The organism is Pseudomonas sediminis, assembly GCF_039555755.1.
Lineage (GTDB): Bacteria > Pseudomonadota > Gammaproteobacteria > Pseudomonadales > Pseudomonadaceae > Aquipseudomonas > Aquipseudomonas mendocina_D.
This window is the reverse complement of sequence record NZ_CP154631.1, coordinates 1,176,355-1,202,509: the sequence shown is the minus strand read 5'-3', so window position 1 is coordinate 1,202,509 and position 26,155 is coordinate 1,176,355. Positions and strand designations below refer to the sequence as shown.

The window sequence follows — 26,155 nt, the reverse complement described above, 5'->3', positions numbered from 1 at the left end:
GTTTTTTTAACCAATAGATTAGTCGTTGAGTACCATTAGCAAGACCCCAAATAACCGCAATAACTACGATTATAAAAAACAAGTCATTCAGTGCTTGATGCATTTTCCACTCCGCGATTTTCTCTTCACTTGCTACCTTAGCTGTCCATGGCGGAGTGCGAGGTAAAGTTGCCATAAATCTTTAAGATTATGATTAGTGCCTCTTAGGGACTTCTCTCGAGTGCTTGATGTGCGGCCGTAAAAATTTACGCAGAATTTATGTGCGCGACAGCAAGCGCAATAGAAACTTTACGCACATCGCGGAACACTGGGAGCTCTTGATTCAGTATTCAAGCGAGGACGTTCACTATGCGTTGTAACATTCGAGCAATAGATAGGGCAGCCGCTCATTCCGTCGGTTGTCTGAGATCTCTGGCGGAGCATGTCGGTCATGACTGAGTTTTTGCTTGTATTTACTGTTGCGATCGGCCTGGGTTGGCCGCTTGGCCGATACTTGGCGGCGGTTATGCGCGGGGCATCGATGCCTGGCGATCGGGTTTTCGGCTTGGTCGAGCGACCAATCTATCGACTGTTGGGTACGAGCCCGGAGCGGGGCATGAGCTGGCGCGGTTATGCAGGTGCCTTCCTGCTGAGCAACCTAGTGCTTGGCGTCGTCGTCTGGCTGATTCTGATGAATCAGGGTTGGCTACCGCTGAACCCTAATGACGCGCCCAGTATGAGCTGGGACCTGGCGTTGCACACCATGGTCTCGTTCCTGACCAACACCAATCAGCAGCATTACTCGGGTCAGGCGCAGCTTTCCTACCTGGCGCACATGACCGGCATTGTCACGCTGCAGGTCATCACTCCCATGATGGGGCTGGCGCTGGTTGTAGCAACGTTGCGCGGGCTGGTCGGTGGTCGTAACGCAGTTGCGTCGGCGCCGAGCGAGCAGCACAAAGCCGGAGATGCAGATGTCGGAAACTACTGGGTGGATGTCACCCGTGCGACCGTTCGCTTCATGCTACCGCTGTGCCTGGTTTGGTCGGTGCTGCTGACCAGTCAAGGTGTGCCGGCCACGCTGGCCGGCGGTCCGGTGGTCAATCCCGTCGACGCGTCGGTGGAGATGACTGAGCAAAAGATCCCGCTCGGCCCCGTATCTCCTATGGTCGCGGTCAAGCAACTTGGTACCAACGGTGGTGGCTGGTACGGCCCGAACAGCAGTGCGCCGCTGGAAAACCCGACGCCGCTTTCCAACCTGCTGGAAACGCTGGCACTCGTGCTCATTCCGATCTCAGTGGTGTTCATGATCAGTCCGCTCACCGGGCGGCGCAGGTTCACTGGCCTGGTTTTTGGCAGCATGCTGTTGATGTCGCTGACCTCAGCGGGTTTTGCCATCTGGTCCGAGGGGTTCTCTGCCACATCCGATGACATCGCGCTCATGGAAGGCAAGGAAGTCCGTCTGGGGGCAGAGCCGTCTGCGCTGTGGGCCTCGTTGACTACGCAGACCTCAAATGGGTCGGTCAACTCCATGCATGACTCGCTCGCGCCATTAACTGGTTTGGTGACCATCAGCAACATGCTGGTCAACGCAATCTGGGGTGGAATTGGTTCTGGGCTACAGCAGTTTCTCGTTTACCTGTTGCTTGGGGTCTTTCTGGCGGGCTTGATGACTGGCCGCACGCCGGAGCTGTTCGGGCGCAAGATCGAGGCTCCCGAAGTGCGCCTGCTTGCTGTGCTGGTGCTGCTTCAGCCGCTGGCACTGCTTGGCTTTACAGCAATTACCCTGGCGGTACCTGATCTGGCGCAGAACTCCAATCCCGGTTTCCACGCTATCAGCCAAGTCTTCTATGAGTTCACTTCCGCCTTCGCCAATAACGGCTCCGGTTTCGAAGGTTTGGGCGATGCGACGGTCTGGTGGAATCTGAGCTGCGTACTGCTACTGATCTTGGGACGCTACCCGGCGCTGGTCATCCCGCTGGTAATTGCCTCCATGCTGGCTCGCAAGCGCCGCGCGCCTGAAGGCGCAGGTAGCCTGCAGATCGAAACCCCCACTTTCGCGCTCACGCTGATTGCCGTGATCGTAATTCTCACCCTGCTTCAGTTCATGCCGGTGCTCGTTCTCGGTCCGGTTGCTGATCACCTGTCGCTACTGCCGCTGGTTGCGCACTGAGAGAAATTGAAATGACTCGTATACAAACAGTGGATCGGGCTGACCGTTCCGCAGGAATGCAAGCGAAGGGCCTCAGGTCTGCGCTGGTCAATGCCTTCATCAAGCTGGCTCCGCAGCACATCATCAAGAATCCGGTGATGGCCCTCGTCTGGTTGAGCACCTTGCTGACCGCAGTCGCCACTTTGGCGGGCTGGACCAGTCCTGGTTTCGGTTGGTCGGTGACCGTCGTGCTACTGGTGACGGTGCTTTTCGGCAACTTCGCCGAAGCTATCGCCGAAGCGCGCGGCCGGGGTCAGGCGGCATCGCTGCGCCGGGCACGCAAGGATCTAACGGCCAGGCTCCTGAGCAAATCGGGCTCAGAAACGACGATTCCGGCCTCTGATCTGCGTCCTGGAGACATGGTCGTCGTCGAAGAAGGGCAGTTCGTGCCGGCAGATGGCGAAATCGCCGAGGGTCTGGCGACCATCAACGAAGCCGCTGTTACAGGCGAATCGGCTCCGGTATTGCGTGAAGCGGGCACGGATCGTTCGAGTGTCATTGGGGGCACTAAGGTGCTGTCGGACCGCATAATCGTGCGTGTCACTGCAGAGCCGGGCGATAGCTTTCTTGATCGCATGATCGCGTTGGTGGAAGGGGCCAATCGGCAGAAGACGCCTAACGAGATCGCACTGGGCATCCTACTGCTGGTAATGACCCTGACTTTCCTGATCGTGGTGGTAACCCTGCCGTTCATTGGTGGCTTCGTTGGGGTGGACGTTAACGTCGTGCTGCTGATCGCGCTGCTGGTATGCCTGATCCCCACGACAATCGGCGGCTTGTTACCAGCTATTGGCATCGCCGGCATGAACCGTGCGTTGCAGGCCAATGTGTTGGCCAAGTCGGGCAAGGCCGTGGAGGTAGCCGGTGACGTAGACGTACTGCTGCTCGACAAGACCGGCACCATCACCCACGGTGACCGTCAGGCGACCCGCTTCATTCCAATGACTGGCATAGATGAGTCGCAGCTGCGCATGGCCGCCCTCCTGGCATCGCTTGCCGATCCCACGCCAGAAGGCAAGTCCATCGTCAAGTTGGCGCGCGAGTTTGAGGGAAAAGCCGTTGACCCCGAGCACGCGCAGTTCGTTGCGTTTTCCGCGCAGACCCGGATGTCCGGGGTCGATCTGCCAGGCGAGCGCATTATCCGTAAGGGTGCTATGGATGCGATCGTCCAGCATGTTCAGCAGTTGGGTGGTCGTACCCCTGCCGAGCTTGGTGCACAGGTGGATCAAGTTGCACGTAGCGGCGCCACGCCTTTGGTGGTGTCTGATGGCCGTCAGATCCTTGGGGTGATCGAACTGTCTGACGTTGTCAAACACGGCATCAAAGAACGTTTTGCCCGGCTGCGTGCGATGGGCGTCAAGACCATCATGATCACTGGCGACAACAAGCTTACTGCAGCGACTATCGCCGCTAAGGCTGGGGTGGACGATTACATTGCGGAGGCCCGCCCTGAGGACAAACTTGCGCGTATTCGAGAAGAACAGGCGCAGGGCAAACTGGTGGCGATGGTTGGCGACGGTACCAATGACGCACCGGCACTGGCACAGGCTGACGTCGGCCTGGCCATGAACTCGGGCACCCAGGCCGCCAAGGAGGCGGGCAACATGGTTGATCTGGATTCCGATCCGGCCAAGTTGCTGTCCGTCGTAGAGATCGGCAAGCAGCAGCTCATCACGCGCGGCGCGCTGACGACTTTCTCGCTGGCTAACGATGTTTCGAAGTACTTCGCCATCTTGCCTGCGCTGTTCGCCGCGACCATTCCGTCGATGTCTGCGCTCAACGTGATGAACCTCACTAGTCCGACCAGCGCGGTCATGTCGGCATTGGTCTTCAACGCCATCATCATTCCGTTGCTGATCCCGCTGGCGCTCCGCGGTGTGAGCTTCAAGCCGTCCAGTGCCACTGATCTGCTACGCAACAACATGCTGATCTACGGTGTGGGTGGCGTGCTGCTGCCATTCTTGGGCATCAAGCTGATCGATATCGTTCTGACAGCCCTATTCAATTTCTAAAGGCGAGTATTCATGGCTAGTTCTCACACATCCCGTGTTCCAGCGCCCGCCCCAGCCACCGGTGTATCCGACAAGGGCTTGCTGCGGGGCTCTCTCGGCCTGGCCTTTCTGTCTATCCTCGGACTCGGCCTACTCTATCCGCTGGCTGGCGTCGGGCTTGGGCAGGTGCTGTTTCCCAGCACAGCCAATGGCAGCCTGATCGAACGTGACGGCAAGGTGCTCGGATCTTCTCTGGTGGCGCAGCCGTTCAGCGCTGACCGTTACTTTGCGTCGCGCCCTTCGGCGGCGGCCCATCAGCCGATGGCAACCGCCGGTAGCAACCAGGCACGGACCAACCCGGAAATGCGTCAGCGCGTGGAGGAGGCTGTCGCCGCGGTGGCTAGTCGGGAGGGGGTGGATCCTGTCCAGGTTCCGAGCGACCTGGTGACTCAATCCGGCGCAGGCTTCGACCCTCACATCAGCCCGCAGGCTGCTGAAATCCAGGTCGGGCGCGTTGCGCGTGCCAGGAACCTGACTGCCGAAGAGGTGATGGAGTTGGTTGCCAAACATACTGAGGGCCCGCAATTGGGCGTGCTCGGAGAGTCCAGGGTCAATGTTTTGGAATTGAACCTTGCGCTGGACAGTTTGGCGGCCGTCGATGCGCCAGCACCTGCCACCGCGAAGTAAGTAGCGGCGCCAGTTGTCACAGGCCGAGGAAATACTCCCCGGCCTGTGTGCATTGCAACTGCTGATCTGCTGGCTATCGGCACTTTTCCCCCCTGCCGTTTCGGCAGTGTGAAGATGAATGACGAAGCGGCGATGGAAGAGACTTAGATGGCATATGAAGTTAATGAGCAGGCCGATGCATTAATGGGCGCGCTGCGTCGCCAGGAGGCGGGGCGGCTTACGGTTTTTCTCGGAGCGGCCCCAGGTGTAGGCAAGACCTACGCCATGCTGGTGCGCGCCCGTGAGTTGCAGCGGCAGGGCATCGATGTCGTCGTTGGTATCGTCGAAACACATGGGCGCAGCGAGACCCAGGCGCTGGTGACAGGGCTGCCCATGATCCCCAGGAAGACGATCGAGTATCAGGGTCGGCGCTTGGAAGAGATGGATCTGGATGCGCTGCTGGCCCACAAGCCAGATGTCGTTCTCGTCGATGAACTGGCCCATCGCAATGTCCCCGGCAGTCGCCACGAGCGACGTTGGCAGGATGTGGAGGAGCTACTCGACGCGGGTATCGATGTTTATACCACCATCAATATCCAGCACCTGGAAAGCTTGAATGACGTGGTGCATCAGATCACTGGCGTCCGCGTCAGTGAAACGGTGCCCGATTCGGTGTTCGATAGACTGCGCGACATTCGTTTGGTGGATCTACCCGCGCGCGAGTTGATTGAGCGCCTCAACGAGGGCAAGGTCTATCTACCGGAGCAAGCGGCGCAGGCGCTGCAGGCCTTTTTCTCACCATCGAACCTCACAGCATTGCGCGAGCTAGCAATGCAAACGGTGGCTGATCATGTCGACGCGGACCTTCAGGAAACCCGAGCGGCTCGAGGCCTGCCTGGCCTTGCCATCCAGCGGCATGTACTGATCGCTATCGACGGGTGTGGCCAGTCGGAGTATCTGGTGCGCGCGGGTGCGAGAATTGCCGAACGCCGCGGCGCTCCATGGTCTGTGGTTACCGTCGAGACGGGCGGTGTACCTACCGTTCAGTACATGGGGGATTCGGACTGCACCGAGCAGAAGTCGAACCCTACCGCCCGTGTTGCGCAGGATCGTCAGATGGAGTTGGACAGGGCCTTTGCTTTGGCGCGTAACCTAGGCGGGGCAACGGAAGTTCTGCATAGCGCCGATGTGGCCGGTGCGATTCTTGATGCGGCCGCTGCGAGAAGTGCCAGCTCCATCGTTATTGGCCGAACTCGTGAGCGGCCTATTGCTCGGATGTTTAATCGCACCCTGACGCAGCAAATCCTGCGTCGGGGTGTCCGTTATGAGCTGACTATCGTCAGCACTCCTCAGGCGCGTCTCGGAATAAGAAATACAAACAGCTTGATCGGGCTAGGGCGCGCTCGATGGGAACCGACCACGGTTCTCGGAGTCACTGCGCTGGCCACGGGAGCGGCACACCTAGGAGATCGTTTCCTCGGGCTGCAGGATCTGTCGTTGGTCTTCCTCGTGGCCGTACTGGTCGTAGCCTCCCGAACTCGCATGACGGCCGCATTCGCAACAGCCGTGCTCTGCTTCCTGGCCTACAATTTCTTCTTCATCGAGCCGCGCTACACTTTTCTGATTAGCGCGCAGCGCGGCGTAATTACGGTATTGCTGTTCCTAGCTGCTGCGTTAATTGCCGGCCGTCTGGCGTCGAAGCTGCGGATGCAGGTAATCGCCCTGCGTGCAGCGAATACTCACGCCACGGCCATGCAAAACCTAGGCAGACAGCTCTCCACGGCCGCCGATCTGGGCCAAGTTATCACGGCAGGTTCCTCCGTTCTGCAGCAAACCTTGGGCGCGAAGGCCTGGATTCGGGTCAACGGTGAATCAGGGCCGGCAACCTCCGCTGCTGAGTTGGATGACAAAGACCGTATCGCTGCAGACTGGACACAGGAGAATGGTCAGTCCAGTGGTCGCTATACCGACACGCTAACGCACTCTGATTGGTGGTTCCTGCCGCTGACCTCGGATCAGACCATTCTGGGTGTGGTGGGGCTGCATTTTGCGTCCCAGGTATCGCGTCTGACCTTCGAGCAACGCCGCCTTGCCGAAAGCATGGTGGACGATATCGGGCAGGCTGCCGTGCGTACGCGCCTGGTCGCTGACCTCGAAGCGTCGCGGGTAGCTGGAGAGACTGAACGCCTACGATCAGCCCTGCTTTCCTCTGTTTCCCATGACTTGCGTTCGCCGCTGTCGTCGATGATCGGTGCAGCGGATAGCCTGGCGAGTTACGGTAAGGATATGAGCGAGGATGATCGGGCAAGCCTGCTCGAAACCATCAGTATGGAAGGTGAGCGACTGGATCGTTATATCCAGAATCTGTTGGACATGACCCGACTGGGGCATCAGGGTTTAACGTTAACCCGTGACTGGATCGGTATCGACGAGTTAGTGGGATCGGCATCTCGCCGCCTGCAACGCTATGTTCCACATGCCAGAATTGACGCTGATATTCCCGCGGATTTGCCTCCGATTCATGTGCACCCGGCGCTTATCGAGCAAGCCTTGTTCAATGTGATGGAGAACGCCGCAAAATTTTCCCCTCCGAACGAAGCGATCCAGGTTGTTGTTCGACAAATTGATGGAGATCAGTTGCGAATCGATATTTCCGACAAGGGCCCTGGTATACCTGAAGATGAGCGCCGACGGATTTTCGATATGTTCTACAGTGTGGAGCGCGGGGATCGGGGACAGCAAGGGACCGGCCTTGGTTTGACAATTGTGCAAGGGATCATCGGAGCCCATATGGGCAAGGTGGAAGCTCTACCGGGGCTTGGTGGTGTCGGAACTACGGTGCGCCTGATCCTGCCCTGGGGCGAGCAGCCAACCGCAGAGGGGGCCTAATCAGTGTTTCACGACGACAGAAGCCGGGCGTTGCCGGCGGTGCAAATACTCGTCATCGACGATGAGCCGCAAATCCGCAAGTTTATCGACATTAGTCTACGATCGCAGGGATATAAGACTATCTTGGCCGCCGATGGCGAACAAGGTTTGTCTGTGCTGGCTACCCAGGGTGCCGACCTCGTAATCTTGGACCTGGGCCTGCCGGATCGTGATGGACAGGACGTGCTCAAAGAACTAAGACTGTGGTCGCAAGTGCCCGTCATTATCCTAACGGTGCGATCCGATGAGGGGCAGAAAGTCGCCTTGCTCGATGCCGGGGCTAATGACTACGTCACTAAGCCATTTGGCATTGAAGAGCTTATGGCGAGAATAAGGGCGATACTACGCAGTAGCGGAGCCCCTGACGATGTATCGGCAATTTATGACGATGGATGTTTGAGCATAGACATTGTTGAACGCGAAGTTCATTTGCATGGGCAGTCCATACAATTAACGCGCAAGGAATTTTCTTTGCTGGCGCTTTTGGTTAGGCAGCCTGGACGCCTAATCACCCAAACCCAGTTACTGAGGGAAATATGGGGGCCGGCACATGTGGAGCATACCCATTATCTGCGCATTCTGGTCGGTAAGCTTAGGCATAAGTTGGGTGATAATGCGTCCGCGCCTCAATACATCATCACAGAGCCTGGAGTCGGTTTGCGATTTCTGTCGAAGGATCGGGTGCACGGGTAATGAGCATTGAAAGTGGGGTAGATGTTTATCCCCTTCCAAGCACTTATCATAAGCATGCCGTCGAGACTTCAATCTTGGCTTCGTGGTCCTAGAACTGGCTAGGCGCAACTTGACTTGAAATGGTAGCGTTAACTGGGCCGATTGCTGTGGATTGGGTATTGATTAATTTCTTGATCGTGCCGACTGTTTATCTACTTCTTCTGCTATCGTTCTCGCAAAGTCAGGCCTAATCAAAAATACTTGGCGCTGGCACATATCGATGCACCACATGCTGTCTTTCTAGCTCGGGTTTCATCGGCGTCATTTTTAAGTCAAACCCCCATGGGCTTAATGCTTGATGCTAGTAGTTTTTCTCAGTCCATACTGTCGAAGTATAGCCAATAGAACTCGACAGGCGCTTATTGTTGTCTCAGCGCACGCGCCGCGGAGTAGCGGTATCCACTGATGCTTGGCAATTTCATGGCTGTAGGCATATTATTCAGCACTTGCATAGTGCGTGTGTATCTTGGTCGTTGGCTTTGTGCATTTTAACGAGGAGTATCCATGCAATTTGTTGAGTTGCTGTTAGCCTCAAAAGTCCAGGTCCTTGGCTGTGGCACCAAGTTAAAGGGTGGCGGTTCCGATTTTATAGATGGTGCGGCCTGCTATTGAGCTTTGCAGCACCGATGTTTAGAAAAGGCCGAGAGGTACTGAAGCTGTCGGCCGCAAGTTACTGCGTACTAGATAAGATGAAGCCGTGAAGGTATTGGAATAAGTCATAGGCGGCCATTGGACCGCCCGGCAAATTTCTGAATAAGATGAGTAGCACCGGAAACGATCAGCAGATCTCCCGGTATTATTCGTGTGCTGGGGGTGGCATGCTGAAAATCCTGATTGGCCCGTTTCACTCCGACCACCGTGACGCCGTGCGCTTCCCGAATACTGGATTCGGCCAGAGTTTGGTTATGAGTTACGTGAGGGGCGTGGATTTTGGCAATGGCGAAGCCGTCCTCAAACTCAATAAAGTCGACCATTCGGCCACTGATCAAGTGGGCCACCCGCTCGCCCATGTCGGCCTCAGGATAGACCACATGATGAGCGCCAATACGCTGCGCAATCTGGCCATGCTCCTCAGTTAGAGCCTTAACCCAGATGTCTTGTATGCCCAGTTCAGTTAGGGTCATTATAGTCATCAAGCTTGCGGCTAGGTCTGTGCCGATACCGACAATGGCATGGGAAAAGTCTGCAACACCCAACTGGCGGAGAACCATCAGGTTGGTGGAGTCGGCCTGCACCGCATGGGTTAGCAGATCAGCCCAGCGATGTACTGGTTCGGCGTCTTGATCGATACCCATCACGTCATGGCCTAGATGCATCAGGGACTGGGCTACCGAGCTGCCAAAACGGCCGAGGCCAACCACTACAACACTGTCCCCCTTGGAAAAGGCGAACCTCTCGGTAAACAGAAACTTAGCCGACAATGGGATGTTCCTCTGGGTAACGGTAGGGCATGCGGTGTTCGCCTAACGCTAAGGAAACCGCAAGGGTAACGATGCCAACCCGACCGACATACATCAGTAGGATCAACATCAACTGACTGGACTCAGGAAGCTCAGCGGTGATGCCGGTGGATAACCCCACGGTGCCGAACGCCGATATCACTTCGAAGATGACTTTGTCGGTTGGGGCATCGGTTCCGCGGAGGATAAATAAGGTACCTAGCACAATCATTGCGCTCCCTAGTACCAGTACGGTTATGGCTTGGCGTTGCGCCGAAGTGCTAATACGCCGACCGAACGCTTCACTATCACTACGTCCACGGATCTCGGCAATGACCAGCAACACCAGAATAGCCAAGGTTCCTACTTTGACACCACCTGCTGTGCCGGCACTGCCGCCACCGACGAACATCAGAAAGTAGTGCAGGGCCCAGCTTTCATGCGTCAGAGCTCCGATATCAATGGAGTTGAAGCCCGCAGTGCGCGCCGATACTGAGGCAAAAGCTGCCGATAGTAGTTTGTTGCCCAGATCCATGGGGCCCAAGGTAGCCGGGTTGGACCATTCGAACAGTAGCAACATAGCAAAACCGCCCAGCAGAAGAATCAGAGTTCCGCTCAGCGTTAGCTTGGTGTGCAAAGACCAGTGACGTGGATCCCTGAATCTGTTCCGCAGGTCATGCAGTACGGGAAAGCCGATCCCGCCGATCACGATGGCGGTCATCACTGGCAATAGGATTAGGACATCGGAGACATAGCGCATCAGGCTGTCAGAATGAATGGAGAAACCCGCGTTATTGAAGGCGGAAACGGCATGAAAAAGGCCACTCCAGGCGGCTTCAGACCACGACAGGTCGTATGCTAGGTGTAGCCTCAGGGTCAGCAGCAGGGTAACGAACAGCTCTACGCCTAGCGTCACCACCAGCACCAGCTTAGCAACGCTGCTCACATCTCCCATGGCCAGAGAGCGAGATTCTTGTTGGGCGACCATTTTTGTACGCAAGCGAAACGAGCGATTGACCAGAAGGCCCAGCAAAGTAGCCAGAGTCATCATGCCGAAACCTCCAATCTGGAACAGCAGCAGAATCACCACCTGACCGAGGCTTGACCAGTAGACGCCGGTGTCCACCACCACTAGGCCCGTTACACATACTGCCGACACTGCGGTAAATAGAGCTGTCACCCAGTGGCTTGACTGACCTTCTGCATTAGCAGTGGGTAGCATCAACAAGACCGTGCCGATCAGTATCACCAGAAGAAACACCAAGGCGACGGCCCGGGCAGGGTGCATAAGAGCTTTCATTCGGGCCGCGCCCAGGTAGCAGGGAACTGCAGCAGAGCGCGTGTAAGCATGATTTGGTGATTCACCAGGCAGTCAGAGAGGCCGGCATGCTAACTCCGTGTTTGAAGATCACGCAGGGTATAGTGCAAAAATTTACGATTTATTTACGGCGAACACTCATGCTCAAGGGAGCCGTGACGGGTCCTGCTCCGTTATCACGAACCTATTATTTGTAGCGTCATAGAGCGGGGCTTATCCGATTTGGCTCAGCACTTATAAGAGTGCATACCTTGGAACGGCTGCAATCCGAAAGGATGCCCGGGGGTATGGCTATCATGGAGCACTGATTTCTCACCGAATAGAGGAAGCTAAGAAACAGCGCTGCCACTGGGTCGCTGCGACCGCGCTGGCCAGTTCCCAAAGTCGCCGAAATCTGCAACGTGCTGGTTTAACTGCATCCCATGCTCAAGCGCTATATCGCCTGGTAGATAGCTGAGATAAACGGCTGGGTATCAGTCCTCTTCTGGCCGTTCTCGGCCTGTATCTGGCCTCTGTACTGTGGGGTTCGTCCCAGTAGTTTGCTGGCATATTTATGTTTAGCGTAAGCCGGCAAGGCCGGCTCACGTACGTCTGCTTTACAGCTCCAGGGAAAGGGGGCTGGCCGATGGACCACAGCATCTGTGTGAGCATATGCGCTGGTGGAGGCGGCTGAGGAAGCCCACTTCGAATGCTCTCCGTTCTATTGCGCGTGGCAGTAAGTCGCGCTCGGCGATCATCACTGCCCAGAGCCAGCCGCTGCGAGCATTGTCAAGCCAACTCTGGGCCAGCCTGGCGCCCTGGTTGAATGCCTCTCTACAGTCGGCGGCCCAGATGATCTCCACGCCTGGATGGCCGTCCTGCGATGGAAGGCAGGTCATTACGCCTTTGCTCATCTCGTACCTCCTCGCGCCTCGGATAGTGCGCGACGATAGAGCACGACCATCTCATCTAGCAGGTCCAGAGCTGAGTAAGCAGCGATCCGCACGCGCAGATCTTCCGGCTGCAGCCCATCCGGTTCAGCTAGTTGATCAAGCAGATTGCCGAGCATTACGCCGCGTAGTTCAGCTGCAGCTTCGGAGGGTAGGGGAGAGCGTTCGGATTCATGCAGCGGGCTTCGCTGCAGCGGAAAAGGTACAACGCAGGATTCGAACTCAGCCATGGCGCACCTCCAGATCAGAGGTGGACAGCAAGACCTGAAGCCCAAGGCGGAGCTCTTGGGTAAAAAAGGGGTAGCGCATTTTCCTTATGCTCCTTGGACGGATTAAGGAGCCGCCTACCAGCCTTCTCACGAGCATAGGAGGCGGACCGTGCAAGGGTGAGAAACCGGCGTCCAAGGGAACCGGCCAGGCAAAAGCCTGCCTCACACGGTCCGCCATAGATATGCAGTAGCACAATGGATAACCACTGGCTTGCACTATGACGCTACCGCGCCTTGGACAACATCTGGGTTCTCACGCCCGGTCGTGGGACTTACCACGACGGGGGCACTCTAGCCCGAGGGTTTCAGGATGGCAACCAAGTATGGCGTAGGGAGATTGGAAGGTTTGAGCTAAGTGCGGGTTAAGGTGATTCACTGAGCGTCAGTCAGCGCACATTGCGAATCGAGCCGAGAATCTGGTCGTCAGGTGCCTCGTAGCCCGTTTAGCCGCAGTCTTTGGCGATTTGGTGGGCGGTGGGGCACCGCCTACTGTTCAAGGATGAAGTGACTAGGCGGCGACTAAAGGTCTTCTGGGCAATGCGCTGTGCGTCTTCCGTCGATATTCCGCCTTGAACCAGACGTTTCACATAGTCCGCTTCAGAGAGCCCTGGCGGACTATGTGGATGCATGTGGCTCGCTGTCCGGCGAATGACAGCGTTCAACCAGCGTGATGGGGAAGTACGGATGGTTCCCTTGGCCAGGGCGTTCAACAGTTGGGAGGTGATCGCTTCCTGTTGATTAGCAGGAGCGGAGCTGATCAGCAGGGCTATCTGTTGACTCTCCAGAGCACTCAGCCGCGTCAGTTTTGCCGTGCGGCTTACTGATGATTCATTTGATGGTTCATATGGTGGTTCTAGGGGTGACATAGCTATGTCACCCTCCCCCTGACATAGCTGTGTCACCCTGGGGGTGACAGTGGTGTCACCCTCCCTGGCGATGTCGTCAGCCGGGGGTGACAATTTGTCGGGGTAGGTCAAAGCGAGTGTGTAGCCGTTAGAAACCTGCCGGCCGCTGGCATCAAATCGAGCGTCCTTCTTCAGCAGACCGGCAGCCAGCAGGGTTTTGATAGTGCGTTGGACGGTACGCTCCGAAGTGCTGCACTTCGCTGCAATCGTCTTCATCTTCGGCCAGCAGTAGCCGTGATCATCTGCGTTATCAGCGAGCGCCATGAGGACTAGCTTTGGCACGGGCGGGAGCGGCTGCTCCCATGCCCAGTTCATGGCTTTGATGCTCATAGCGGTCAGGCTTCTTCGATGACGCGAGCGACTGCAGAGGTTTTGAAATATATCCGTCGGCCGATTTTGACCTTGCACGGGCGTAGCTTCGCGGACAGCTCGTTGTCGCCGCTCAGGGAGATTCTCAGGCCGTTTTTGCTGCGATGTAGCACCTCTGCGAGCTGCTCGAGGGAAAGCAGTGGTGAGCCTCCGTAGCGGTTCAGCAGGGTTTCTTCGACTGTCATCTTGCGACTCCTTGTATGGCTTGCGATACACTGCGCTCATTACGCGAAAAAGGCGTAAGAGTCCTTGAAAAACACTAAATGTCCATATTTTAGACATTTAGTCCTTTTTATGATCGAAGGCTTACGATGTCAAGCACGATTGAAGACCGCGTCATTCTGATTCTGAAGGAGCAGATGTCTCCGGCTGACCTTGAGAGCCTGAAGGGCCACGAAGGGCCGTTCTCAGCGCTGCTCAGTCTGTGGAGTCAGCCGCCGTACGCTGGTCGCGGCTTCTGGGAAAAGCTCTCCCAGCTAACAGGCATTCCGTCCGCCCGGTGGCGTAGTGCGTTCTCGCGCAAGCAGAAGCCGACCTCAGCCATGATCGAGTCGATTGCCCACCTGTGGCCGAAATACGCGTTCTGGCTGGTTACTGGTGTGACCGATGCGGCCAATGGTCATGTGGCACCATTAACGGCGCTGACCTTCCCTGAGTTTCTTCATGCGGAGCAGCCTGGTGCGGATGCGTATTTCAGCAAGGCCATCGCCCTGGCAAAGCGCCTGTATGAAGAGGGTGAGGTCGATCTGGAGAGCGATGAAGCGCGCCTTGCAGCAGTTGAGAGGACGCTTCCCTTGGCGCATTGGGTTGGAAGCGCTCTAGTTGACGTGGCTTATCGACTGGCAACCAGCGATGAGTACCAGGAACTCGTCAGTGCGTGGGAGCGCCGGGAGGAGTCTCGTGCTGAGCATCTTGGTCGAGTGCTAGGCACTGACCGGCCCTGGGAGCGGCATTTGGAAGAGAGGAAATCTCTCGGCCTTACGTCGGCCCCAGTATACGGACAAGACCCTCGCGTTACGCACCAGAGCAGCTGGGATCTTTTCTACAAGCCAGGCAGCGAAGATGCCTGAAGGGCTGGTGACCGAAGTAGGGTCAGTTTCATGCCCTCAATGAGCTTGCTGAAAAATACCCCGGCTGCATGGTTGTAGATCAGTTGTCAGCCGCTTGCTTACTGCGTCTGGTCGTTTTCCTCTCAAGCTTATCCAGCTTGCCAACAAGGTCTTCAGCACGCAGGTGCGTGTAGCGCTTGAGCATCTGCATCGACTTGTGGCCGCTGATGGCCGAGACCTCCTGATCAGAGAGGCCGCCCTCGACCAAACGGCTGACCGCCTCATGACGTAGATCGTGGAAACGCAGGTCGGGCATCCCGAGCTTCTTCTTCAGCAGCCCCCAGGTCTTGGTGAAGGCATAGGGGCGACGTTTATCGTCCTTTCCCGGTTCACCGAAGAACACCAGATTGCAGTCTTTGGGGCGAACAGGGTTTTCCAGGGCGGCCCTGAATGTTTCGGTTGCCAGCTTGGTAAGAGGGACGGTGCGAGCACTATCGTTCTTGGTGTCTGCGAGCCGCACCACACGCTTTTTCAGGTCTACCTGATGGCAACGTAGGCCGGTTATCTCCGACGATCTCATGCCCGTTTCCAGGGCGATTCGGACGATCCAGCCCAGCATGGGGTTGCTGTGGTTGTTCACCGCAGCGAGCAGACGCTTTTCTTCGTCGGCGGACAGTCGGCGGTCGCGGCCCTCTCCAGGGCTGGGCTTGCGGATATTCAGCACCGGATTGAAGGTAAGGCCCAGGCCCCATTCCTGAATAGCTACCGTGAAAAGGTGGCTGAGAAGGGCCAGTTCAAGCCGCACGGTATTGTTGCTGGTGGGGAGGCCGCGCTTGCTCAGGGTGCCGAGCCTTGTATCGCGGTACTTGGCGATGACTTCAGCGGAGAGGGCGGCTATGGAGTATTTGCCCAGGTGCTGGATCAACTGCTTGGCCTTGGTGGCTTCGGCTTTGCGCGTAGTGGGCTTCTTGCTGGGCGTCACCTCGGACAGGTAGCGCTCTAGAGCTTTCTCCAGCGTCATGCGCTCGGAGCCGCTGCGCTGGATGTACACGCCGCGCACCATTTCGTCTTCGGTGCGGCGTGCCCAGTCTTCGGCGTCGCGCTTGGTGCGGAAGGTTTTGGCGTTGGTCGGCCAGCCCGTTTTTCGGACTACGGCTTTCCATGTGCCGGCAGGGGTTTTGACGATTGTTGCCATCAGATAAGGACTCCAAAGGCAGACTGGCTAACCAGTACTGTACCGATTTTGTACCTTTGGACCATGGGCTGATCCAGATGCCACAACCCTAAAAAGCTTAAAGCCGCGCAGTGCGCGGCTTTGAAGGTGGTGGGCCCACACGGACTCGAACCGTGGACCAAAGGATTATGAGTCCTCTGCTCTAACCAACTGAGCTATAGGCCCCCAGAAGGCCGGCGGATTATACCGGCGCGTTCTCGCCAGCGCCAACCGCTTGACCTGGTGGGAGAAATTTCCGAGTGAAGGCCTCGGCAGAAAGCGGGCAGCTGACCACGTAGCCCTGGATCTGCAAGCAGCCTTCGGCGAGCAGGCGATACTCCAAGGCGTGGTCGTTACCACTTGCGCATTGTTCCAGGCAGTTGCGCAGGGTGCGCGGGTGATCGTCCGGGTGCAGATGGCGTTGCCAGAAGCCGGGCTCCAGCCATTCGTGCAGGGGATAGCCCAGCAGTTTTTCCGCATGGGGCGAGACGTAGGTGTAGGTGAGCCCGCTGGACTCGGTCTCCCAGGTGATGGCCGAGAGGCTTTCGACCATGTCGCGAAAGTGCTGCTCGCGGTTGTGTAGCTCCTGCTCCAGCGCTTCGCGGTTGCGCATCTCGCGTTTCAGGTGGCGGTTGATGCGCAGGATGATGGCGATGATCGCCAGCAGGCCAAGAACGGCGGGCAGGCTGTAGAGCAGGGTTTCGTGCCAGACGTTGCGTTTGTCCAGCACGCTGCCGACCCAGGGTTCCTGCAGGTCGGCGATTTCTTCGGCGCTGAGTTCGGCGAAGAGGCGGTCGAGAATGTCGATCAGCATGGTCTGCCCACGCGGAGCGGCCATGGCCAGCTGATAGCGATAGGGCGTCTCGCCACTGATATAGAGGCCGTCGAGCATGAGCTGGCGCAGGCTCCAGACGCTGGAGGCGAGGTCACCGACCATGGCATCAGCTTCGTTGGTCGCCAGCGCCTGCAGCGCAGCGGCGACATTGCGCAGGGGCAGCAGGTTGAGGTCAGGGTGTTGCTGGCGCAGCAGTTCGTGCGGGGCATAGTCGCTGACGACGGCGACCTTGAGGCCGTACAGGTCTGTTAGCTGCTTGGGCTGTGGTCCGCCAGTGCGGGCCAGGATGATGATGGGGAAGTCCAGGTAGGGGCGGGTGAAGGTCAGGTATTCCTGGCGTTCGGGTGTCGACATCACACCGGGAAGCAGGTCGACCTGGCCCCTGCGTGACTGCTCCAGTATCGCGCTCCAGTTGCTGGGCTCGACGGGGTGCAGCTCCACGCTAAGGCGCTCTTCGATCAGCCGCACATAGGCGGCGGTGAGGCCGTGATAGTTGCCTTGTTCGTCACGAAACTCGAAAGGTGGCCAGGATGCATCGACACCCAGGCGTAGTTTGGGGTGGGCTGCCAGCCAGGTGCGCTCGTTCTCGTTGAGTGTCAGGGCTAGGGCCGGGGTCATCCAGTACGCCAGGCACAACAGCACAATGGCCGGCAAGCGGGGCATAACAGCCTCGTTTCGAGATCAGTATCGCCCTAGTGTAGATCGGCTATTGCCGGGATGGCAGTTTGATTGCAGTGCCCGTGCTTGCCTGTGGCTGGCGAGTGATCGGGCACACTGCTCAGAAAGCAAAACCCCCGACCTGGGCCGGGGGTTCTGGTATCACTCGTCGAGGAAGGAGCGCAGATGCTCGCTTCGCGTCGGGTGGCGCAGTTTGCGCAGCGCCTTGGCTTCGATCTGACGAATACGCTCACGGGTAACATCGAACTGCTTGCCCACTTCCTCGAGGGTGTGGTCGGTGTTCATGTCGATACCGAAGCGCATGCGCAGGACCTTGGCTTCACGGGCAGTGAGGCCGGCCAGCACTTCGCGAGTGGCTTCCTTGAGGCTTTCGACCGTGGCTACGTCGATCGGGGACTGCATGGTGCTGTCCTCGATGAAGTCACCCAGGTGCGAATCTTCGTCGTCGCCAATCGGGGTTTCCATGGAGATCGGCTCTTTGGCGATCTTCAATACCTTGCGGATCTTGTCCTCAGGCATTTCCATGCGCTCACCCAGCTCTTCCGGAGTGGGCTCGCGACCCATTTCCTGCAGCATCTGACGGGAGATGCGGTTGAGCTTGTTGATGGTCTCGATCATGTGCACCGGAATACGGATGGTGCGCGCCTGGTCGGCGATCGAGCGGGTGATCGCCTGGCGGATCCACCAGGTGGCATAAGTCGAGAACTTGTAACCGCGGCGGTATTCGAACTTGTCCACCGCCTTCATCAGGCCGATGTTGCCTTCCTGGATCAGGTCGAGGAATTGCAGGCCACGGTTGGTGTACTTCTTGGCGATGGAGATCACGAGACGCAGGTTGGCCTCGACCATTTCCTTCTTGGCGCGGCGAGCTTTCGCTTCACCGATGGACATGCGACGGTTGATGTCCTTGATCTCGGCCAGGCTCAGGCTGCACTCGGCTTCCAGATCAGCCAGCTTCTGTTGGCAACGCTGGATGTCAGCTTGCAGGTTGCCCAGGGCTTCGGCGTATTTTGCCTTGCCTTTGGCCAGGCCGGCGGACCAGTCCATGTCGATTTCGTTGCCCGGGAACAGGCGCAGGAAGTCGGCACGCGGCATGCGCGCATCACGTACGCATAGCTGCATGATGGCGCGTTCTTGCGCACGCAGACGGTCGAGAGCATCGCGCACCTGGGTGACCAGGGCGTCGTACTGCTTGGGCACCAGCTTGATCGGCATGAACAGCTCGGCCAGGGTGGCCAGCTCTTCGGTGGCCTGCTTGCTGCCACGGCCGTGCTTTTTCAGCGCTTTCTGGACTTTGTCCTGCTGCTCAGCCACGGCGCCAAAGCGGCGTGCGGCTTCTTCCGGGTCCGGACCGCCGTCGCCTTCTTCTTCCTCGTCGTCGCTGTCGCCATCTTCCTCGTCGTCGTCGCTTTCTTCAGCGGCGGCGCCATCCTTTACGGGTACGGGAGCGGCGGCTTCGTCGGGTACGCTGCCGTCATCCGGGTCGATATAGCCACTGAGGATTTCAGCCAGACGGCCGCCCTCGGTGGTGACGCGGGTGTACTCGGCGAGGATGCCGTCGACGGTACCCGGGAAGTGAGCGATGGCGCCCATGACTTCGCGGATGCCTTCCTCGATGCGTTTGGCGATTTCGATCTCGCCTTCGCGGGTCAGCAGTTCCACGGTGCCCATTTCACGCATGTACATGCGCACTGGGTCAGTGGTGCGGCCGATATCGGTCTCAACAGCGGCGAGGGCGGCAGCGGCTTCTTCGGCTGCAGCCTCGTCGGTATCGGCATCGGCCAGCATCAGGGCGTCTGCATCCGGAGCACTCTCGTGTACCGGGATCCCCATGTCATTGATCATGCGGATGATGTCTTCCACCTGCTCAGGATCAGAAATGTCCTCAGGCAAGTGGTCGTTGACCTCTGCGTAAGTCAGATACTTCTGCTCACGACCCAGGGTGATCAACTCTTTGATACGAGATTGCTGCTGCGCTTTTACGGACATAACACCCTATCCACTGAAGGTCTTGGCGGGCTGAAAACAAGCCGAGGATTATACCTCGGTTTTGGCTTTAGGCGCCAGTTGGGGACTTGCTGCTCTAGGAGGAGGCCAGGCTGTAGTGCTCTCTGAGCAATGTCTTTTCCTCGTCTGTGAGCTCGCTGGGGCTTTTATGAATGATGCTGCGGAGCGCCTTTTCACGCCGCCTCTGCGATTGACTGTTTGCAAGTGTAGTAATGGTGTCGAAAAACTGCTGTTCAAGGTTGTCGCCCTGGATCAGCCATTCCTTCTCTGCCAGTGCCCGCAGCAGACGGCCTTGCTCGGTGCCGTGCCAGCGGGCGATCAGTTGCAGTGAACGCAGGTTGGGCGTTTTCTGCAGGGCACCGACCAAGGCCACGAGAAGCTGAGCGTAGGTGTCGTCTTCGTCGGCGAAATGGCTGACATCTTCGACCTTTTGCGCAAGCTGCGGATGGTGCAGCAGCGTGCGCAGGGCGATCAGGTGCGGTGATTCGACGCTCACCGCGGTGCGTGGGGCACGTGGCGCGAAATCGCCTTTGCCCTTCTTGCTCCACTTGCCGCCGCCGTCTTTCTTCCAGCTGCCTTTGCCGCCTTCGTTGTTGCGCTCGTAGTGCTGTTGGTGAGGCGGGGCGGGCTGCTCGTAGCCGCCGACGTCCGGCAGGTTGTCGTAGTAGGCGCTGTCGGGGATGTCGCCGTAATCCGGGTAATCGCTGCTGGGCGCCTGGGTGGTGGTGCTCGGCGCATGGCTGCGCGGGGCGCTGGCGACTTGGCTCAGTGCTTCGCCGGAAAGGCCGGTGATCTCGCTCAGGCGCTGGCGCATCAGGGCGCGCAGGTTGTTGCCGGGGATCTTGTCGATCAGCGGCGCGGCCAGGGTCACCAGGTGTGCCTTGCCTTCCAATGAGCGCGGGTCGGCTTCTTCGCTCAGTTGCTGGAAGAAGTAGTCGGCCAGCGGTTGCGCGTGCTGGTTGATGCGCGCGCGGAAGGCGTCGGTGCCCTCGGCGCGTACCAGGGTATCCGGGTCTTCGCCGTCTGGGAGGAACAGAAAGCGCGCGCGGCGGCCGTCCTGCAGGCTCGACAGCGTGGACTCCAGGGCGCGCCAGGCGGCGTTGCGGCCAGCGGCGTCGCCGTCGAAGCAGAACAGCACGCTGGGCACGATGCGGAACAGGCGCTTGAGGTGTTCTTCACTGGTGGCTGTGCCCAGGGTCGCCACGGCATTGCGCAGGCCTTGCTGAGCCAGGGCGATGACGTCCATGTAGCCTTCGACCACCATGATCTCGTCGAGATCGCGGTTGTGCTTGCGTGCCTCGTACAGGCCGTAGAGCTCTTGGCCTTTGTGGAACACCGGGGTTTCCGGCGAGTTGAGGTACTTGGGCTTGTCGTCGCCGAGTACGCGGCCACCGAAGGCGATCACCCGGCCGCGGCTGTCGCGGATGGGGAACATGATGCGGTCGCGGAAGCGGTCGTAGCGCCTGCCGTTCTCGGCGTTCTCGATCAGCAGGCCGGCGTCGATCATGACTTTCTGCTGCAGGGCGTCGGCGCCCAGTTGCTTGAGCAGGTTGTCCCAGCCGGGCGGGGCGAAGCCGATGCCGAAGTCGCGGGCTATTTCGCCGGTCAGGCCGCGGCCCTTGAGGTAGTCCACCGCATATTTGCGCTGCGGATGGCTTTTCAGTGCCTGGCGATAGTGCTCGGCAGCGGCATTGAGCAGCGGATAGAGCGGTGAGTCGACGGGCTGTCTGGGTTTGTGTCCGCGGCCACTCTCTTCGCGCGGCACATCCATGCCGGCGCGTTTGGCCAGCTCCTCGATCGCCTGGGGGAACTCCAGTTGATCGTAGTCCATGACGAAGCCGAGCGCGTTGCCGCCGGCGCCGCAGCCGAAGCAGTAGTAGAACTGCTTGTCGGGGCTGACGGTGAAGGAGGGGGTCTTTTCCTTGTGGAAAGGGCAGCAGGCGCTGTAGTTCTTGCCGGTCTTCTTCAGCTGGATGCGCGAACTCACCACATCGATGATGTCGGTGCGGTTGAGCAAATCATCGATGAAGGATTGCGGGATCAGGCCGGCCATAGGCGCTCAGCATACTGCCCGGCGCGAGCGCGGGACAACGATTGGTAGAAAAGCAAAAACTCCGCTTACTCGCTGAAGCGCGAGGCGGAGTCTTTCAAATGCAATGCCCGGCCAGAGCCGGGCATTCGGGCGTTGCTGTACGGATTAGTACAGACGAACGCTGCGACGCTGCTCGCGCTGCACTTTCTTGGCGTGACGCTTAACAGCGGCAGCGGCTTTGCGCTTACGCTCAGCGGTCGGCTTTTCGTAGAATTCGCGGCTACGGACTTCAGCCAGTACGCCGGCTTTTTCGCAGGAGCGCTTGAAACGACGCAGGGCTACGTCGAAGGGTTCGTTCTCTTTAACTTTGACGGCTGGCATCCAGGTCGTACCTTCGTTTAATTACCGGTGTTCGACGCGCTCCCGGCAAATGGCTCAGGCTGCGTCGGTTTTTAAGGGTTGCGGATGTTACCCCCTCGAGCCGAGGAATGCAAAGGCCTCTGATCGAAAAGCGCTGGCCGCTCCGCCGGGCGGCGCTTATCATGCGCGCCTTTGTTCCACGCGGCAAATCAAGGCTCAAGCTCCATGCTCGTACTGGGATTGGAAACCTCCTGCGATGAAACCGGCGTCGCGCTCTATGACAGTGAGCGTGGCCTGCTGGCTGACGCCCTGTTCAGCCAGATCGACCTGCATCGTGTCTACGGCGGCGTAGTGCCCGAATTGGCTTCGCGCGATCACGTCAAACGCATGCTGCCGCTGATCCGCCAGGTGCTGGATGAGGCGGGCAAACAGGCCAGCGACATCGACGCGCTGGCCTACACGGCAGGCCCTGGCCTGGTCGGCGCGCTGCTGGTGGGCGCGTCCTGCGCTCAGGCGCTGGCCTTTGCCTGGGGCGTGCCGGCCGTCGGCGTGCACCATATGGAAGGTCACCTGCTGGCACCGATGCTGGAAGAGCAGCCGCCGGCCTTTCCGTTCGTCGCTTTGTTGGTGTCCGGTGGGCACACTCAGTTGGTGCGCGTCGATGGCATCGGCCAGTACCAGTTGCTCGGCGAGTCGCTGGACGACGCGGCCGGTGAAGCTTTCGACAAGACCGCCAAGCTGATGGGGCTGAATTACCCGGGCGGTCCAGAAATCGCCAAGCTGGCCGAGCAGGGCACGCCGGGGCGCTTCGTCTTCCCGCGGCCGATGACCGATCGCCCGGGCCTGGATTTCAGTTTCAGTGGTCTGAAGACCTTTGCACTCAATACCTGGCAGCAATGCCGTAACAGTGACGACGACCTCGACCAAGCCCGCCGCGACATCGCGCTGGCCTTCCAGCAGGCGGTGGTTGAGACTCTGACCATCAAGTGCAAGCGCGCACTCAAGCAGGCAGGGCTGAACAGCCTGGTGATCGCTGGTGGCGTGAGTGCCAACAAGGCGCTGCGTGAGCATCTGGAGCGCATGTTGGGCGAGATGAAGGGCAAGGTGTTCTATGCGCGGCCGCGTTTCTGCACCGACAACGGCGCGATGATCGCCTATGCCGGTTGCCAGCGTTTGCTGGCCGGTCAGCATGAGGATCTGGCGATAAAGGTGCAGGCGCGTTGGCCGATGGAGTCGCTGCCGGCGATTTGATGAGCTCGCTCCCTGTAGGAGCGGCTTCAGCCGCGATTGACGTTCCGAACGTTGTTTAAAAACGCCGCTCGCGTCCGGCGAAAAGGTCGCGAAGATTGTGACGGTGGCGCCAGACGATCAGCCCGGTCAGCACGCAGGCTGGCAGCAAGGCAGCCGGTTGTTGCCAGGCCAGCAGCGGCAGCGTCAGCGGCGTAGCGATCAGCGAGGCCAGCGAGCTGGTGCGGGTCAGCAGAAATACCAGCGCCCAGGCCGCCAGAGCGAGCAGGGCCGCCGGTGGATAGAGGCCAAGCAGCATGCCGGCGGCAGTGGCTACGCCCTTGCCGCCGCGAAAGCGGAAGTACAGCGGGTACAGATGGCCGACCACGGCAGCCAGGCCGATCCAGGCTTGCTGATGCAGGCTCAGGCCAAGCAGCTTGGCGATCAGGATTGGTAGCAGGCCCTTGAGCAGGTCGCCGATCAGCGTCATCACGGCGAGCTTCTTGCCGGCGACGCGTAGCATGTTGGTGGCGCCGGGGTTGCCCGAACCACTGGCGCGCGGGTCTGGCCCGCCTGCAAGTCGGCTGAGCAGGATGGCGAAGGACAACGAACCGAGCAGGTAGGCAAGGATTGCCAGAAGCCAGAACATGGTGGCCATTCCAGGGCATGGGGTGGGCCGATTCTAACGAGGTGCAGCGCCCTTGTCGTGGCGCGGAGAGTGCGGTGGACAGAGTATTTATCGAGGGGCTGGAGGTCGACACGGTGATCGGCGCCTACGATTGGGAGCGCGACATTCGCCAGTGCCTGCGTCTGGACCTGCAGATGGGCTGGGACAACCGCCCAGCAGCGGCCGGCGACGACCTCAACCTGGCGCTCGACTACGCCAGCGTCTCCACGCGCATCCAGGCCTTCGCGGCCGAGTCGCAGTTCATCCTGGTCGAGACTTTCGCTGAACGCCTGGTGCAGACTCTGATGGAGGAGTTCAACATTCCCTGGATGCGTCTGAAGCTGACCAAGCCCGGCGCGGTGCCAGCCGCACGCGGCGGCGTAGGCGTGGAGATCGAGCGCGGATGCCTCTGACACGCGTCTTTCTCGGCCTCGGCAGCAATATCGAGCGCGAGGCTCACCTGGTTGCGGGCCTCGACGCGTTGGCGGGGCTGCTCAGCGACATGCGCTGCTCGCCGGTATTCGAGAGCCATGCCGTGGGCATCAAGAGCGGTAACTTCTTCAATCTGGTGGTGGTCGGCGAGACGGAACTGCCGCTGCTGGAGTTGGACCGCAGGCTGAAATTCATCGAAGCCGACAATGGCCGCTACGCGCCGGACCGCAAGGGTTTACCGCTGGACATCGACGTGCTGCTGTATGGCGAGCAGGTCGGCAATTTCAATGGCCTGATCCTGCCGCGCGCGGAAATTCTCAAGAACGCTTTCGTGCTCTGGCCTTTGGCCTTGCTGGCGCCGGACGTGTGTCACCCAGTCGACGGCCGTTCGTTCGCGCAGTTGTGGGCTTCGGCGCAGATCGATCAGCAACTGTGGCCAGCGGCTTTCCAGTGGCGTGGCGCCGGCCTGACGCCGGCTGAGTTGCTGGCCTCTGTTTAACCGCGCATATCAGTGTAGGAGCCCCGCCCCGGGGCGAAAGCGATTGTGGCCGTTCAGAAAAATCTGCGGCTTGGCCACGATTCGCCGCGAGGCGCGGCTCCTACAAGGCTACTGATCCTTGTAGGCCTTGAGCGCTTGAAGGCGCTCGCGATTGAGCGCTTCGCCCAACTCTGCACCCTTGAATCCCTTCTCCAGCAGCGGTTTGACCGGCACCTGCCGTGCGGCCTCGGCGGCGCCCAGCAGGTAAGCGGCCTGTGGATAGTCGCGTTGCTCCAGGCCCAGGCGCCCGCGGGCATCCATCTCGCAAGCAGCGACGAACTCGGCGAAGCGCTGCGGGCGGCGGAACACGTCGAAGCGTTGCAGCAGCTCCAGCAACGTCGACGGACGCAGCTCCAACGCGCGGTGGCCGTGGGTGTGGAATTCACCTACCAGCGATGCCAGCTCGGCACAGTCACGAGGCGCTTTACAGCGTTCGTTGATCGCCTGGATCAGCGGCAGACCTTTGTGCTCATGGGCAATATGCCGTGGCCATTCGCCCTCCGGTGTCAGGCCTTTGCCGACGTCATGCAGCAGGCAGGCCCAGCGCACGTTCAGCGGCTGGTCGTGCTCCGCGCACTGGCGCAACACGCTCAACACATGCACGCCGGTGTCGATTTCCGGGTGGTGCGCCTGCGGTTGCGGCACGCCGAACAGATCGTCGACTTCCGGCAGCAGGGCGGCCAGCGCGCCGCAGTCGCGCAGCACCTGGACGAACACGTCCGGGCAGGGCTCCATCAGGGCACGAGAGATTTCCTTCCAGCTGCGTTCGGCGGTGAGGTGAGCCAGTTCGCCGGAATCGGCCAACTGACGCATCAGCGCCAGGGTTTCTGGCGCGACGCTGAAACCGAGCGGTGCATAGCGCGCGGCGAAGCGGGCCACGCGCAGCACGCGCAGCGGATCTTCGGCGAATGCCGGGGATACGTGGCGCAGGATGCGCGCTTCCAAGTCTTGCTGGCCGCCATAAGGATCGATCAGGTTGCCCTGTTCGTCCTCGGCCATGGCGTTGACGCTGAGGTCGCGGCGGATCAGGTCTTGTTCCAGCGTGACCTCGGGGCTGGCGTGGAAGGTGAAGCCGCCATAGCCGCGCCCGCTCTTGCGCTCGGTGCGAGCCAGTGCGTACTCCTCGCCCGTTTGCGGGTGCAGGAACACTGGAAAGTCGGCGCCCACCGGGCGATAGCCGAGCTCCAGCATCTGCTCGGCGCTGGCGCCGACCACGACCCAGTCGACTTCACTGACGGGGCGACCGAGCAGGCGATCACGCACCGCGCCGCCGACTTTGTAGATCTGCATGTATGTTCCTCCACTGAGCGCAGAGGATACCGAAGATCGAGGTGGGGCGCGTCGTGTGCACAGGCTTATCGCGCCAAGGTGTGTCCATGG

General features: G+C 59.3%; 21 protein-coding genes, 1 tRNA gene and 2 pseudogenes. 10 read left to right on the top strand and 14 right to left on the bottom strand.

Annotated features, from left to right (window positions below; all coding sequences use genetic code 11):
• Nucleotides 1-430: 430 nt before the first annotated feature.
• The 5 genes from kdpA to AAEQ75_RS05785 all read left to right on the top strand — a co-directional run bounded on the left by kdpA (nt 431) and on the right by AAEQ75_RS05785 (nt 8,469).
• Nucleotides 431-2,152: a potassium-transporting ATPase subunit KdpA gene (gene kdpA / locus AAEQ75_RS05805; RefSeq protein WP_343351118.1), complete on the top strand. Its 1,722-nt coding sequence runs from the start codon at nt 431-433 to the stop codon at nt 2,150-2,152.
• 56 nt (nt 2,153-2,208) lie between these two features.
• The gene (kdpB, locus tag AAEQ75_RS05800) at nt 2,209-4,203 is read left to right on the top strand and encodes a potassium-transporting ATPase subunit KdpB (RefSeq protein WP_430523457.1); all 1,995 of its coding nucleotides are present in this window, start codon (nt 2,209-2,211) and stop codon (nt 4,201-4,203) included.
• A gap of 12 nt (nt 4,204-4,215) precedes the next feature.
• Nucleotides 4,216-4,869, top strand: coding sequence for a potassium-transporting ATPase subunit KdpC (gene kdpC, locus AAEQ75_RS05795; protein ID WP_343351116.1), 654 nt, complete (start codon nt 4,216-4,218; stop codon nt 4,867-4,869).
• Nucleotides 4,870-5,016: 147 nt separating this feature from the next.
• The gene (locus AAEQ75_RS05790) at nt 5,017-7,737 is read left to right on the top strand and encodes a sensor histidine kinase KdpD (protein WP_343351115.1); all 2,721 of its coding nucleotides are present in this window, start codon (nt 5,017-5,019) and stop codon (nt 7,735-7,737) included.
• 3 nt (nt 7,738-7,740) lie between these two features.
• On the top strand, nt 7,741-8,469 hold the full coding sequence (locus AAEQ75_RS05785) for a response regulator (protein WP_343351114.1): 729 nt from the start codon (nt 7,741-7,743) through the stop codon (nt 8,467-8,469).
• 755 nt (nt 8,470-9,224) lie between these two features.
• Here the strand turns inward: AAEQ75_RS05785 and AAEQ75_RS05780 are convergent.
• Both AAEQ75_RS05780 and AAEQ75_RS05775 read right to left on the bottom strand, forming a co-directional pair.
• Nucleotides 9,225-9,929 (bottom strand): potassium channel family protein, encoded by a 705-nt coding sequence (locus tag AAEQ75_RS05780; RefSeq protein ID WP_343351113.1) that lies wholly within the window; start codon nt 9,927-9,929, stop codon nt 9,225-9,227.
• Nucleotides 9,919-11,247, bottom strand: coding sequence for a TrkH family potassium uptake protein (locus tag AAEQ75_RS05775; protein ID WP_343351112.1), 1,329 nt, complete (start codon nt 11,245-11,247; stop codon nt 9,919-9,921). Before AAEQ75_RS05775 ends, AAEQ75_RS05780 begins: the two co-directional genes overlap by 11 nt.
• A gap of 259 nt (nt 11,248-11,506) precedes the next feature.
• Between AAEQ75_RS05775 and AAEQ75_RS21925 the strand changes: the two are divergent.
• Nucleotides 11,507-11,722 (top strand): annotated as a pseudogene (locus tag AAEQ75_RS21925) (GNAT family N-acetyltransferase); the annotation flags it as partial.
• Between the two features lie 139 nt (nt 11,723-11,861).
• Here AAEQ75_RS21925 and AAEQ75_RS05770 read toward each other — a convergent pair.
• The 4 genes from AAEQ75_RS05770 to AAEQ75_RS05755 form a co-directional block, all read right to left on the bottom strand.
• Entirely contained in the window at nt 11,862-12,158 is a 297-nt protein-coding gene (locus tag AAEQ75_RS05770; RefSeq protein ID WP_210389810.1) for a LasR-specific antiactivator QslA, read from the bottom strand.
• Nucleotides 12,155-12,424 (bottom strand): hypothetical protein, encoded by a 270-nt coding sequence (locus AAEQ75_RS05765; RefSeq protein WP_343351111.1) that lies wholly within the window; start codon nt 12,422-12,424, stop codon nt 12,155-12,157. Before AAEQ75_RS05765 ends, AAEQ75_RS05770 begins: the two co-directional genes overlap by 4 nt.
• A gap of 482 nt (nt 12,425-12,906) precedes the next feature.
• A complete protein-coding gene (locus tag AAEQ75_RS05760) occupies nt 12,907-13,698 on the bottom strand; it encodes a helix-turn-helix domain-containing protein (RefSeq protein WP_343351110.1) in 792 nt (263 codons plus the stop codon).
• Between the two features lie 5 nt (nt 13,699-13,703).
• Nucleotides 13,704-13,922 (bottom strand): hypothetical protein, encoded by a 219-nt coding sequence (locus tag AAEQ75_RS05755; protein WP_017363018.1) that lies wholly within the window; start codon nt 13,920-13,922, stop codon nt 13,704-13,706.
• 126 nt (nt 13,923-14,048) lie between these two features.
• Between AAEQ75_RS05755 and AAEQ75_RS05750 the strand changes: the two genes are divergently transcribed.
• Entirely contained in the window at nt 14,049-14,807 is a 759-nt protein-coding gene (locus AAEQ75_RS05750) for a hypothetical protein (RefSeq protein WP_343351109.1), read from the top strand.
• A gap of 79 nt (nt 14,808-14,886) precedes the next feature.
• On the opposite strand, the gene AAEQ75_RS05745 is transcribed toward AAEQ75_RS05750, so the two are convergent.
• From AAEQ75_RS05745 to rpsU, 6 genes and pseudogenes are all read right to left on the bottom strand, one after another.
• Nucleotides 14,887-15,981 carry a tyrosine-type recombinase/integrase gene (locus tag AAEQ75_RS05745; protein ID WP_343351108.1) on the bottom strand — a complete coding sequence of 365 codons (1,095 nt, stop codon included), beginning with the start codon at nt 15,979-15,981 and terminating at the stop codon, nt 14,887-14,889.
• A 127-nt stretch (nt 15,982-16,108) separates the two neighbouring features.
• A tRNA-Ile gene (locus tag AAEQ75_RS05740) sits at nt 16,109-16,185 on the bottom strand.
• A gap of 136 nt (nt 16,186-16,321) precedes the next feature.
• Nucleotides 16,322-17,497: pseudogene (locus AAEQ75_RS05735) on the bottom strand (transporter substrate-binding domain-containing protein); the annotation flags it as partial.
• 156 nt (nt 17,498-17,653) lie between these two features.
• The gene (gene rpoD, locus AAEQ75_RS05730; protein WP_143507824.1) at nt 17,654-19,501 is read right to left on the bottom strand and encodes an RNA polymerase sigma factor RpoD; all 1,848 of its coding nucleotides are present in this window, start codon (nt 19,499-19,501) and stop codon (nt 17,654-17,656) included.
• Nucleotides 19,502-19,595: 94 nt separating this feature from the next.
• Nucleotides 19,596-21,572: a DNA primase gene (gene dnaG, locus AAEQ75_RS05725; RefSeq protein WP_343351107.1), complete on the bottom strand. Its 1,977-nt coding sequence runs from the start codon at nt 21,570-21,572 to the stop codon at nt 19,596-19,598.
• 144 nt (nt 21,573-21,716) lie between these two features.
• A complete protein-coding gene (rpsU, locus tag AAEQ75_RS05720; protein ID WP_003290642.1) occupies nt 21,717-21,932 on the bottom strand; it encodes a 30S ribosomal protein S21 in 216 nt (71 codons plus the stop codon).
• 204 nt (nt 21,933-22,136) lie between these two features.
• On the opposite strand from rpsU, the gene tsaD reads away from it, so the two are divergent.
• Nucleotides 22,137-23,162, top strand: coding sequence for a tRNA (adenosine(37)-N6)-threonylcarbamoyltransferase complex transferase subunit TsaD (gene tsaD, locus AAEQ75_RS05715; protein WP_099525841.1), 1,026 nt, complete (start codon nt 22,137-22,139; stop codon nt 23,160-23,162).
• A gap of 55 nt (nt 23,163-23,217) precedes the next feature.
• Here tsaD and plsY read toward each other — a convergent pair whose 3' ends face one another.
• The gene (gene plsY, locus AAEQ75_RS05710; protein ID WP_099525840.1) at nt 23,218-23,787 is read right to left on the bottom strand and encodes a glycerol-3-phosphate 1-O-acyltransferase PlsY; all 570 of its coding nucleotides are present in this window, start codon (nt 23,785-23,787) and stop codon (nt 23,218-23,220) included.
• 74 nt (nt 23,788-23,861) lie between these two features.
• Between plsY and folB the strand changes: the two genes are divergently transcribed.
• Both folB and folK read left to right on the top strand, forming a co-directional pair.
• Nucleotides 23,862-24,218: a dihydroneopterin aldolase gene (folB, locus tag AAEQ75_RS05705; RefSeq protein WP_037000169.1), complete on the top strand. Its 357-nt coding sequence runs from the start codon at nt 23,862-23,864 to the stop codon at nt 24,216-24,218.
• Complete coding sequence (folK, locus tag AAEQ75_RS05700; protein ID WP_256835756.1) at nt 24,209-24,736, top strand: 2-amino-4-hydroxy-6-hydroxymethyldihydropteridine diphosphokinase; 528 nt, start codon at nt 24,209-24,211, stop codon at nt 24,734-24,736. The genes folB and folK overlap by 10 nt, the downstream gene beginning before the upstream one ends.
• 108 nt (nt 24,737-24,844) lie before the next feature.
• Here folK and AAEQ75_RS05695 read toward each other — a convergent pair whose 3' ends face one another.
• Nucleotides 24,845-26,065 (bottom strand): multifunctional CCA addition/repair protein, encoded by a 1,221-nt coding sequence (locus AAEQ75_RS05695; RefSeq protein ID WP_343351106.1) that lies wholly within the window; start codon nt 26,063-26,065, stop codon nt 24,845-24,847.
• Nucleotides 26,066-26,155: the final 90 nt, after the last annotated feature.